10 protein-coding genes and 1 pseudogene are annotated in these 11,157 nt (G+C 71.8%); 5 read left to right on the forward strand and 6 right to left on the reverse strand.

Going from position 1 to position 11,157, the window contains the following annotated elements; genetic code table 11:
- Positions 1–8: 8 nt before the first annotated feature.
- Positions 9–914 (reverse strand): peptidoglycan-binding protein, encoded by a 906-nt coding sequence (locus AB0Q90_RS06055; protein ID WP_363159606.1) that lies wholly within the window; start codon positions 912–914, stop codon positions 9–11.
- 176 nt (positions 915–1,090) lie between these two features.
- Between AB0Q90_RS06055 and AB0Q90_RS06060 the strand changes: the two genes are divergently transcribed.
- From AB0Q90_RS06060 to AB0Q90_RS06070, 3 genes and pseudogenes are all read left to right on the forward strand, one after another.
- Positions 1,091–3,127, forward strand: a complete 2,037-nt coding sequence (locus AB0Q90_RS06060; protein WP_363159604.1) for an MDR family MFS transporter — start codon at positions 1,091–1,093, stop codon at positions 3,125–3,127.
- 110 nt (positions 3,128–3,237) lie between these two features.
- The gene (locus AB0Q90_RS06065; protein WP_363159603.1) at positions 3,238–3,855 is read left to right on the forward strand and encodes a hypothetical protein; all 618 of its coding nucleotides are present in this window, start codon (positions 3,238–3,240) and stop codon (positions 3,853–3,855) included.
- 26 nt (positions 3,856–3,881) lie between these two features.
- A pseudogene (locus AB0Q90_RS06070) lies at positions 3,882–4,166 on the forward strand (hypothetical protein); the annotation flags it as partial.
- Here the strand turns inward: AB0Q90_RS06070 and AB0Q90_RS06075 are convergent.
- A complete protein-coding gene (locus AB0Q90_RS06075) occupies positions 4,155–4,574 on the reverse strand; it encodes a DUF1992 domain-containing protein (RefSeq protein ID WP_363159602.1) in 420 nt (139 codons plus the stop codon). The pseudogene AB0Q90_RS06070 and the gene AB0Q90_RS06075 overlap by 12 nt on opposite strands.
- Positions 4,575–4,654: 80 nt before the next feature.
- On the opposite strand from AB0Q90_RS06075, the gene AB0Q90_RS06080 reads away from it, so the two are divergent.
- Positions 4,655–5,047, forward strand: coding sequence for a hypothetical protein (locus tag AB0Q90_RS06080; RefSeq protein WP_363159601.1), 393 nt, complete (start codon positions 4,655–4,657; stop codon positions 5,045–5,047).
- Here AB0Q90_RS06080 and AB0Q90_RS06085 read toward each other — a convergent pair.
- Both AB0Q90_RS06085 and AB0Q90_RS06090 read right to left on the reverse strand, forming a co-directional pair.
- Positions 5,044–5,715, reverse strand: coding sequence for an O-methyltransferase (locus AB0Q90_RS06085; protein ID WP_363159600.1), 672 nt, complete (start codon positions 5,713–5,715; stop codon positions 5,044–5,046). The genes AB0Q90_RS06080 and AB0Q90_RS06085 overlap by 4 nt on opposite strands.
- A gap of 47 nt (positions 5,716–5,762) precedes the next feature.
- Positions 5,763–6,863, reverse strand: a complete 1,101-nt coding sequence (locus AB0Q90_RS06090) for a DUF2330 domain-containing protein (RefSeq protein ID WP_363159776.1) — start codon at positions 6,861–6,863, stop codon at positions 5,763–5,765.
- Between the two features lie 275 nt (positions 6,864–7,138).
- On the opposite strand from AB0Q90_RS06090, the gene AB0Q90_RS06095 reads away from it, so the two are divergent.
- Positions 7,139–9,187, forward strand: a complete 2,049-nt coding sequence (locus AB0Q90_RS06095) for a bifunctional glycosyltransferase 87/phosphatase PAP2 family protein (protein ID WP_363159599.1) — start codon at positions 7,139–7,141, stop codon at positions 9,185–9,187.
- On the opposite strand, the gene AB0Q90_RS06100 is transcribed toward AB0Q90_RS06095, so the two are convergent.
- A complete protein-coding gene (locus tag AB0Q90_RS06100; RefSeq protein WP_363159598.1) occupies positions 9,144–10,772 on the reverse strand; it encodes a hypothetical protein in 1,629 nt (542 codons plus the stop codon). The two genes, AB0Q90_RS06095 and AB0Q90_RS06100, sit on opposite strands and share 44 nt — an antisense overlap.
- Before the next feature lie 45 nt (positions 10,773–10,817).
- The gene (locus AB0Q90_RS06105) at positions 10,818–11,114 is read right to left on the reverse strand and encodes a hypothetical protein (protein WP_363159597.1); all 297 of its coding nucleotides are present in this window, start codon (positions 11,112–11,114) and stop codon (positions 10,818–10,820) included.
- Positions 11,115–11,157 lie beyond the last annotated feature (43 nt).

The following is an 11,157-nucleotide window of genomic DNA, read 5'->3' on the forward strand; positions in this document are numbered from 1 at the left end:
CTCCTGGGCTACGGCTCCGACGTCTCCGATTCCAGGCTCGCCCGCGTCTGCGCGTCGTACACGCCCAGGTTGTCGAGGCCCACGCCGCGGCTCCACTGGTAGTTCTTCAGCGCTTCCTCGACCTGCCGGTTGAAGTTGCCGTGGGCGTCGTCGTTGTAGAGGTACAGCTGGCCCAGGCGGAGTTGGAGTTCCGTCACTTCGGCGCCGTGGTCGCCGCGGCGCAGGACGGTGGCGGTGGACGGGGCGCCGGTCTGGGGGGCCGGGGAGTCCGAGGCGCGGGCGGTGGTCGCCGACTGGGTCGGGGAGGGTGTGGCGGACTCCGAGGGCGAGGGGGACGCGGAGGTTCTGGTTGCCGACGGGGACGGGGACGTCGTCGCGCTCGGGGACGGCGACGCCGAGGTCCGGTCGGCGGACGGTTCCGCCATCGACGCGGGTTCCGAGGTCGTGTCGTCCGGCACGCTCGCCCGTACGTCGTCCGGCAGTGCTGTGTCCCGGGTCGGCGTCTCGTAGCTGAACAGGCCGCTCGCCATGCCGGCCGCCGCGACCACCGCGACCACGGCTCCGGCCGCCCCCAGCAGGGCGGTACGGCGGCGGCGCCCGCGCGGTGCCTGCGGCTGCCGAGCCGGTTCCGGCTCCGGCTCCGGCGCCCGGGGGGCCTCGAACAGGTGGACGTCCGGCGCCAGGGAGAGGGGCATGGTCGTGTCGTCCGGCGCAGGATCGTCCGCGGGAGCGCCCTCCAGCTCCACGTACGGCCGTATGCGCAGCGGGTCGAAGTCCTCCGCCGCTGCCGCCTCCGCCGTACGCGCATCGCGCAGGGCCTCGGAGGCCCGCTGGGTGCAGGCGCAGGACGGGGTGTTGTCGGCCCCCCGTGGCGCCCCGCACTCCGGGCACTGATGGCCCTTCGGGTCTGTCATCTGTTCGTCCCTCCCCTCGCGAACTCCAGAACTCCAGAGATTATGCAGAACTTCTCCACACTCTTCCCGCCAGCCCCCTGAATACCGGCTTCCAATAGGACTCAACAGGCCATAACCGGTCACACCGATCACGATGGAAGATGGGATGGGCGAGAACGAGACGTCCGGGAGGTCTCATGGCCGATGACACCCACGCCCGGCACGGCACCGCCGTCCGGGAGAACGTGCCGGGCAACGTCCTCGTCCCGATCGGCGCCCTGCTGCTCGGGATGCTGCTTGCCGCGCTCGACCAGACCATCGTGTCGACCGCGCTGCCCACGATCGTCAGCGACCTGGGAGGGATGGAGCATCTCTCGTGGGTGGTGACCGCCTATCTGCTGGCGTCCACCGCAGCGACCCCGCTGTGGGGCAAACTCGGCGACCAGTACGGGCGCAAGCGGCTGTTCCAGATCGCGATCGTCATCTTCCTCATCGGGTCGGCGCTGTGCGGCATGGCGCAGGACATGACCCAGCTCATCGCCTTCCGGGCCCTCCAGGGGCTGGGCGGTGGCGGGTTGATGGTGCTGTCCATGGCGATCGTCGGCGACCTGGTCTCGCCGCGTGAACGCGGGCGCTACCAAGGGCTGTTCGGCGCCGTGTTCGGTGCGACCAGCGTCCTCGGGCCGCTGCTGGGCGGGCTGTTCACCGAACATCTGAGCTGGCGCTGGGTGTTCTACGTCAACCTCCCCGTCGGAGTCGTCGCGCTCGCCGTGATCGCCGCAGCCCTGCACATCCCGCGCCGGACCGCGCACCACGTCATCGACTACCTCGGCACCTTCCTCATCGCCTCCGTGGCCACCTGCCTGGTTCTGGTCGCCTCGCTCGGCGGCACCACCTGGGACTGGGGCTCCCCGCAGATCGTCGGACTCGCGGTCCTCGCCGTGCTCCTCGTCATGGCCTTCGTGGCCGTGGAGCGCAGGGCCGCCGAACCCGTACTGCCGCTCAAACTCTTCCGCGTCCGCACCTTCACGCTGTCCGCCGTCATCAGCTTCGTCGTCGGCTTCGCGATGTTCGGCGCGATGACGTATCTGCCGACGTTCCTCCAGGTCGTGCAGGGGGTCAGCCCCACCATGTCCGGGGTGCACATGCTGCCGATGGTGCTCGGGCTGCTGCTGTCGTCCACCGTCTCCGGGCAGATCGTCAGCCGTACCGGCCGCTGGAAGGTGTTCCCCGTCGCCGGAACCGGAGTCACGACCCTCGGACTGCTCCTGCTGCACCAACTCGACGAGCACAGCTCCACCGCCGTGATGAGCAGCTTCTTCTTCGTCTTCGGGCTGGGCCTCGGACTCGTCATGCAGGTGCTCGTGCTGATCGTGCAGAACGCCGTGCCCTACGAGGATCTCGGCGTCGCCACCTCGGGCGCGACCTTCTTCCGGTCCATCGGCGCCTCGTTCGGCGTCGCCATCTTCGGCACGATCTTCGCGAGCCGCCTCGGCGACAAACTCGCCGACGCCTTCCGGGGCGCCGAACTACCCGCCGGAGTCTCGCCGGAGGCCCTGGAGGCCGACCCGCGCGGCATCGCCGAACTGCCGGCCGAGCTGCAACCCGCGGCCGTGCACGCGTACGCCACCTCCATCACCGACGTCTTCCTCTACGCCGCCCCCGTCGCCCTCGTCGGCTTCGTCCTGGCCTGGTTCCTCAAGGAGGACAGGCTGCGCGCCTCCGTCACCGCGCCCGACGTCACCGAGACGCTCGCCAGCAACCCCGTCGAACGGTCGTCGTACGACGAGGTGTGCCGGGCGCTGTCCGTACTCGGCACGCGCGAGGGCCGCCGCGAGATCTACCGGAAGATCACCGAACGCGCCGGCTACGACCTCCTCCCCGGCGCCAGCTGGCTGCTGCTGCGCATCAGAAAGTACGGCTGGGTCGAGCCCGGACAGCTCGCCGAACGCAGCACCGTCCCGCTGCCCGTGATCCTCGCCGCCGCCCGCCAGGTCGAGGAACGCCGACTCGCCAGACGCGAAGGCCTCGACCTCGTCCTCACCGACGAGGGCCGGGAGATCGCCGACCACCTCGCCCAGGCCCGCGAGGAATCCCTGGCCGAACTCCTCGGCGACTGGTGGGGCCCCGACCGCCCGACCGACCTCGCCCAACTGGTCAAGGAACTGAACGGCGAACTCTGCGGCTCCGACCGCGAACAGCCGCACAACGGGTCGGCGGCGCGGGTCAGTTGAGGAGGGTCGTTACGGGTGTCGACCAACCCCCACCGGCCCGCGGCCGTTTGAACAGCCTTCCCGCGGCTACCCGACCCCGGTACCGGTTCGAAGAACCCGGGAAGGCATCCATGTCCACAGGCCTGATCATCGCTCTGATCGTGATCGTGGCGGTCGTCCTCGCCGGCGCCGCCGCAGTTGCCCTGCGCTCCCAAGCTCCGCGCAACCGGCGGAGCCTCCGGCGGCGCTTCGGGCCCGAGTACGACCGGGCCGTGGCCCGGCACGACGGGGACGTCAAGGTGGCCGAGCGGGAGCTCGGTGAGCGTGTGCAGAAGCATGGTTCGTTGCGTGAGCGGCCGTTGGAGCCCGCGCAGCGTAGGCAGTACGAGACGCGCTGGACGGCTGCTCAGGAGCGCTTCGTCGACTCGCCGCGGGAGGCCGTCACCGAGGCGGACCGGCTGCTCTCGGAGCTGGCCGGCGCCCGGGGCTTCCCCGACGGCGGGCGCTACGAGGAGCAGCTCGCCGCGCTCTCCGTCCACCACGCCGGTCACGTGGACGGCTACCGGCGCGTGCACCGCACCGCGCATGCGGATGCGGGCACCGAGGAGATGCGCGAGGCCATGGTCGAGGCCCGGCATCTCTTCGAGGAGCTGGTGGGGCCGGCCGAACGGCGCCGGCACCGGGCGGAGCCCGAGCAGCAGCAGTCCGCGCAGCAATCCGAGAACAAGCCCCAGGTCAAGGAGAGTTGAGTGACATGACCGAAGCCGACACCCCGCTCCTCCCGCGCGACGAGTGCGACAAGCTGGAGCTGCGGCTTCAGCACGCCCTCTCCGGCTTCGTCGACGGCCCGCGTGCCGCCGTGGAGGAGGCCGACCACGTCCTGGAGGAGGTCGCGGGACGGTTCACGGAGGCCGTGGCCCAGCGCCGGCGCACCCTGCGCGGGTCCTGGCAGGCCGTGGAGGGCGGCGAGGGCAAGCCCGCCTCGGCCACCGACACCGAACAGCTCCGACTGGCCCTGCGGGACTACCGCGAGCTGGCCGAACGGCTGCTACACGTCTGATTCACCGGCCGCCCGTCTCTCCCGCCACTGCCGTACGACGTCCTCGACGTCGTACGGCTTCATGCCCAGCGGAGGGCCGGGCGGGGGCTTGAACATCATGTCGCGGATCTTGGCGTTGACGTCCGTGAGGAGCTTGCGGACGATGCGCTCCGAGGGCGCGTCCAGCGCCGCGGCGAGCGTGTCCTCCGCCTCCTTGCGCAGCGCCAGTGTCGGCGGCAGCACGGCCAGGCCCTCGCGGGCCATCTTCTGCCTGATCCACCACAGTTCGTCGTAGGTGGTGTCGGTTCCGGGCGGCAACGGCTTTCCCGCGCCCGCGAGTTGGGTGAACTCGCCGCGCCGCTCGGCGTCGCGGATCTGCTTGTCCACCCAGGACTCGAACGGGACGCCTGGTGGCTTTCGCTCGGTCATGCGTCCATTGTGCCGGACGCGGTGAGGCCGGGCGATTTATCATGCGGCCGCTGACCAAGCCCATTTCAGGAGGACCGCACGTGCTCGAACTCACCATGGCCGCAGTCACCTCGGCCGAGGAGGGTGCCACGGCCGGCATGCTCATGGCCGACGCGCCCAGCGAGCCGGGGGCGGTGCTGCGGGTGGGCCGCGACAAGTCCGTATGCCGGCTCGTGACCCCCGACGACTGGCTGTTCGTCTCCCGGGTGCACCTGGAGTTCCTGTGCGGTCCGGACGGGACGTGGCAGGTGACCTGGCTGCGCGGGTCCCAGGCCGAGCCGTCCTCCGACGTCCGGATCGCCATCGGCCAGTACGCGCAGGGCATCACCTACGGCGGCACCGTGGCCCTGCCGCGGGGCGGCAGCGGTGAGGTCGTCGTCCAGGACCGCACCGCGCCGCGCAGCGTCAACGTCGGCTTCTACCACGAGGTCTAGGCCAGCACCCGCGCCAGCGCGAAGCCGTCGTAGCCCTTTTCTCCCACCGTCTGGATCGCCGTGCCGCTCAGGCGCGGATGGCTGCCGATCAGCTCGATTGCGGCCCTCGTGCCCCGGACGTCGGGGGCCGTGCTGTCGGCGTCGGCCACGCGGCCGCCGCGGACCACGTTGTCGACGATGATCAGGCTGCCCTCGCCGGTGAGCTTCAGGGCCCACTCGACGTAGTGCGGGTTGTTGGCCTTGTCGGCGTCGATGAAGACCAGGTCGAAGGGGGCCGGGTTCTCGTCGGCGAGCCGGGGCAGGGAGTCGAGGGCCGGGCCGACGCGGATCTCGACCTGCTTGTCCAGGCCCGCGCGCGCGATGTTGCGGGTGGCGACCTCGGCGTGGACCGGGCTGTACTCCAGGGAGATCAGCCTGCCGTCGGCGGGCAGGGCGCGGGCCAGCCAGATGGTGCTGTAGCCGCCGAGGGTGCCGATCTCCAGGATGTTCCGGGCGCCCTGGATCTGGGCGAGGAGCTGGAGGAGTTTGCCCTGCGGGGCGGTGACGGCGGCGTGCGGGAGTTCGGCCGCCTCACTGTCGTGGACGGCCGCCTGGAGCGCGTCGTCGTCGGGCGAGAGGTGGGCGGTGAAGTAGGCGTCGACGTCGTTCCAGAGGTGCGAGTCGCTCATCAACCTGTGCCTTTCGCATGGCTAGTTAGAGGTGCTAAGTAGCTGCGCTAAGGAATATACTCCGGCGCCGGCCGCCGGGACCGCCGTACGGCCAGGACCACCGCGGCCGTGGCGGACAGCGCCAGGCCGCCGGCCACGGTCAGCAGCCATGCCGGGACGCCGGCCACCGTGCGCAGCCGGTCCTCGTAGATCACCTGCTGGAACGGGTCGTCCGCCGCCGCCCGGCGCAGCTCGTGGTCGCCGGAGATGTCCTGGGGGCGCGGGAACTCCTGGCCGATCGCCGTCAGGTACGGCGTGCCCGCGGCCAGCTCGGCCAGCGGCCCGGAGGTCTGGGTGACCCGGCCGGCGTAGGTGACGCGGGGGCGCTCGCCGCCGATCGGGGAGGCCGGTTCCATGCGGTGCCGGGCCAGGACGTACAGGCCCAGGGACTGCGGTGTGGCTGCCAGGCCCGACAGGCGCATCGGGTAGACCGGCTCCTCGGCGGCGAAGCCGATGTGCAGCGGGTCGAGGTCGCCGCCGAGCCGGGCGCCCGCGGTTTCGGGGGCCAGGCGCACGGCCACGTACTCCCAGCGGCGGTCGACGTAGGGCTCCAGGGCGTCCGCCAGCCGGGGCGGCGGCGTGAAGCCGTTGGTGTCCAGCCAGCCGTCCAGGGCGGCGGGGTCGGTGGCCGTCAGCCGGGCCACGTCGAACGGGCCGAGCCGCTGCCGGCCCACCACGCCGACCGGCCGGCCGGGCCGGGGGCCGCGCGGCCGGCCCGCGTAGTCGCGGCCGGTGACCAGCGGCCAGTCGCCGTCCTGCGGCCAGAAGTGGTGGCGGACCCGGTGCACGGGCGCCGTCACGGAGTCCAGTTCGTCGAAGAGCGCGGGGTCGCCGAGCCGGACCGTCGCCCGGTTCGGCACCGGCAGGATCCAGGCGGCCCGCTCGGCGTCGCCGTCGACCCTCAGCCGCATCACGATCTGCTCGCGCCGCCCGTCCCAGCGGACCACGGACACCTCACGCTCCACCGACACCCGCTGCCCGGCCCCGGGGACCATCGCCCCGCAGCCGCACGCGTAGGCCGGTGCCAGCAGGGAGCCGAGTTGCAGCGCGAGAAGGGCCAGGAGTACGGCGATCACCCGGGCGCGCGCCCGTTCCCGCGCGAGAACCACCTCGGCCCCTTCCGTCACGCGCCGCCAGGGCTTCAGACGGTACGGCTGCGTGTTCGGTTTCGTGTACACGGTTCGGCATTGTGATCGATCTCGCGCGGTGCGCGGGCGCGGGGACCCTCCCGGGACTATCGTCATCCGGACAAAAGGAGAGCGGACGTCAGGTGAAGCGGGGGTTGCCTGCGTCTCTGTCCGGGGGCGGCGCGAGCCCCATAGGGTTCACAGAAGGAGCCCCGCGCGGGCACGCGCGGGCGGACGGGGCGGGAGGCCGACGAGGCGTGGCGAATGCGGAGCACAGCGGGCGACGACCGGCGGATGCGTTCGGAGCGACGGCCGTCGGTGCGGCCGGGGCACGCCTGCGCGCGGCCCGCATCGGGCTGTGGCTGATCGCCGCCGTCCTCGCCGTCCGGCAGGTGGCCGTCGTTCTCAGCACCCCCCGGGGCGAGCGGCTGACGGATCTGGAGACCTGGGTCGGTCCCAACGGTGTCCTGCATGTGAACGGGTCGCTGTACGACTCGACGCAGTTCACCGGCACCCCGTTCGGGGGACTGGTCCTCAAGCCCCTGACCAAGTCCGCCGAGCAGGCCCTCGGCTGGGGCTGGACCTTCGGCACGCTGCTGCTCGTCGTGGCCCTCGGCCTGGTCGCCGCCCGTGCCCTGCCGCAGCCCGTGAGCAGACGGACCTCCCTGCTGGCCGCGCCGGTCGCGGTCAGCCTGCTGATGCTGTCGCTGCCGGTGCGCAACAGCTTCTGGCTCGGCCAGACCAGCATCATTCCGGTCCTGCTCGTCCTGTTGGGCTGCTTCGCCGTGCGCGGGCAGCGCGGCAGCGGAGTCCTCATCGGCGTGGCCGCCGCGCTCCAGCCGACGCTGCTGCTGTTCGCGCCGCTGCTGTGGTTCACGGGCCGCAAGCAGGCCGCCGCCGCGACCGGCGTGACGTTCGCCGGATCCACGCTGCTGGCCTGGGCCGCGATGCCGCACGACTCGTACACCTACTGGGTGCACCACATGGCGGGCGTCGGGCTCGGCGGGCGCGCCGACGACCTCGCCAACCAGTCGCTGCACGGCGCCCTGCTGCGGCTGGGCACGGACGGGCCGCTGGAGATCGCCCTCTTCCTCGCACTGTCCGCGGCCGTGGCCGTGCTCGGTATCCGCAGGGCCGTGCACTACGCCCGTGACGGCCAGCTGCTGCTCGCCGTGGCCGTCACCGGCTGCACCGCCATCGTCGTCACGCCCACGGCCTGGCAGCACCAGCTGCTGTGGGTGCTGCTGGCGGTCGTCGGGCGGGTCGGCAAGAAGGCCTCCGACCGGTACGTGTGGCCGGTCGCCGTCGTCCTGGTGATGACGCTCCCGGCGAAGATGATGCTGCCGAACATGGCGTTCCTGTACCCGCTGCGGGACAACGTCGTACTGCTGGCCGCCCTCGCCGCCGCGACGTGCGTGCCGTTCCTGTCCCGCACCTCGCCGTACTACCGCTCGCCGGTTCCCACGCCGTACGCGGCGCCCGTGCCCACCCGCTTCAGGCATGTGCCGCTGGTGCCGTTCCTGCGCCGGGTGCTGGCCCGGCCGAACCTGCTGCTCGAACTGCTCCTCATCCGGGTCACCTACGCCGCCTACTCCAAGGTCCGCCTCGCGGCGACCGGGGGCAGCAACTCGGCCGGGCGGGAGCGGGCCGAGGCGCACGGACAGCAGATCCTCGACCTCGAACGCTTTCTGCACCTCGACATCGAGCACGCCCTCAACCACGCGGTGGTGAAGGTCGACTTCCTGCGCAACTTCTTCGACTTCTACTACACGTCGTTCCACTTCGTCGTGCCGCTGACCGTCCTCGGCCTGCTGTACTGGCGCCGCCCGGTCGACTACCGCTGGGCCCGTTCCGCCCTCGGCTTCGCCACCCTGCTCGCCCTGGTCGGTTTCTGGCTCTACCCGCTGGCCCCGCCGCGCCTGATGCCCGGCCTCGGGATCATCGACACCGTCCACGGCGTACAGGACTTCACCAAGCCGGACTACGGCACGCTCACCGCGCTGACCAACCAGTACGCGGCGATGCCCTCGCTGCACTTCGGCTGGTCACTGTGGTGCGGTCTGGTCATCGCGATCGTCGCGCCGAGGATGTGGATGAAGGCCCTCGGCCTGCTGCACCCGTTCTTCACGCTCACCGCGATCGTCGTCACCGGCAACCACTGGGTCCTGGACGCGGCGGGCGGCGCGGCGGTGGTCGCCGCGGGCTTCGCCCTGACGTACGCCCTCCAGGGCCCCCGCGCCCGTTCGGCCGAGGAAGCGCCCGTCAACACCGAGCCGGAGCCGCTGAAGGGTCGTATTCCGAGCTGATGCGGTACTCGCCCGGGGCCGTGACCGTGAGGCGGGTGAACTCGCCCCGGCGGGAGAGGCAGCCGTCCTCGGCGCGCAGCCACGGGGAGTACGCCACGCGTACGGTCACCGTGGCCGCGCGGGGCAGGTGGACGACCAGGTCGGCGCCGGTCGCGCGGACGACCTGCGCGGGGGGTGAGACCAGGGGGACGGCGTCGCGGACGCGGTAGATGCGCCAGTGTGCGTCCTGCCAGACCGGCTCCAGCCAGGCCGGGCGCCGGTCGGTGAGCAGCCGGGCCTCGTCCTCGGCGTAGCCGTCGGGCTTGCCCAGGGGCAGGACGACCAGGCCGACGGCCCAACGGTCCAGCCAGGCCCGGTAGGTGGCGGCGGAGAACGTGCCGTCGTAGAAGAGGCCGGCGCGTTCCCTGTCGAGCTGGCGGTTCCAGCCGCGGGCCATGTTGATGTGCGGGGCGAGTGCCACGGCCTCGCGGTGGTTGCGGGCCGGGACGACCTCGACGCGGGTGCGGTCGGCGCCGAGGCCGTCGAGGGCGCCTATGACGCCCTGGGTGTGGGCGGCCCAGACGGGCACCGGCGTCGAGACCTTCAGGTCGTCCGCCGTCTTCTTGCCGACCCAGGCGAGGGAGAAGACCAGCGCGGCGACCAGCAGATTCCGCCGCAGTCCGGCCAGGCCGGGCGCGCTCAGCAGCGCCGCGAGCAGCAGGGCCGGCGCGAACAGCTCCGCGAACCGCTCCACGTTCGTGCCGACGGGCGAGGGGATCAGATACGTCAGGACCGTCCCGGCCGCGTACACCGCGCCGCTCCAGCGGGCCACCCGCCAGGCGCGCGGGGCCAGCGCGGTCACGGCCAGGCCCAGCACGACGGGCGGCCAGACGCGGGCCGGGGGCATCAACTGCTCGCCGGTGAACGGGAAGAGCAGCGTCGTCACACCGACGACGACGGCCGGGGGGAGGAGAAGGGCGAGGGCCCGACCCCAGTCCCGTACGAGGAGCAGGGCAGCGCCCACGACCGCCAGGAACAGGCCCGCCACCGGGCTCGCCATGGCCGCCAGCGCCGCGTAGGCCACCGCCAGGGCGATCCGCCGCTCGCGGGTGAGCAGCAGACAGGCGGCGAGGCCCAGGGCGACGCCGAGGGCGAAGGTGGTCCGGCCGGAGGCGACGTTGCACCACAGGGCGAGGGACGCGAGGAGCGCCGGGCCGAGGGGCCGGCGGACGCCGGAGCGGGTGATGAGGACCGCCGCCAGCCAGGACGCGGCGAGCCCCGAGATCACGGTGACCGTGCGCACGCCCAGCGCGGCCATCAAGTAGGGCGAGATCAGGCTGTAGTTGGCGGTGTGCATCCCGCCGTACCAGAACAGGTTGTACGCCGATCCGCCGTGCCGTGAGGCGAAGTCGGCCCAGGCCTGCTGGGCCGCGAGGTCACCGCCGCCGGTGGCGAGGAGGGTCCACCACAGCACGTAGAGGGGCAGCAGGGGGAGGGTCGCCAGCAGGGGGACCCGGTGCCTGTCCCAGGCCGCGCGCGGGAGCCGGCGCCGGGCCGGGGCCGCCGACTGCGGGGGTCTGCTGCGGGTGAGTTCGGATGGGACCACGTGTGCGAAGACGTGGAACCGGCCCGGGACGTTGACCGGACACGATCACGAAAGCAGCTGCGGAATATCGGCCCAGCGCAGCACGAGCAGGGCGAGGACGCCCACGGAGATGGCCCAGCAGACCTTCCACGAGCGGGCCATCCAGGAGGCCAGCGCCAGGAAAGCGAGAGAAACGAAAAGGAAGACGTAGGCGTTCGTCACGCTGTCGACGTCGTACGTCTGCGACTCGCCGTACATATCCGCCTCGTTGGTCGCCGACCTGCTGATCAGCAGAGCGAAGAGTGCGGCGATGTAGATGGATGCCACCAGCGTAATGCGGCCCCCGCTGACCTTGCTCGCCATTACTGCTCACTTTCAAGTACGAATAACAATTGATGGTGAATCT

This window comes from Streptomyces sp. NPDC079141, from assembly GCF_040686775.1.
GTDB lineage: Bacteria > Actinomycetota > Actinomycetes > Streptomycetales > Streptomycetaceae > Streptomyces.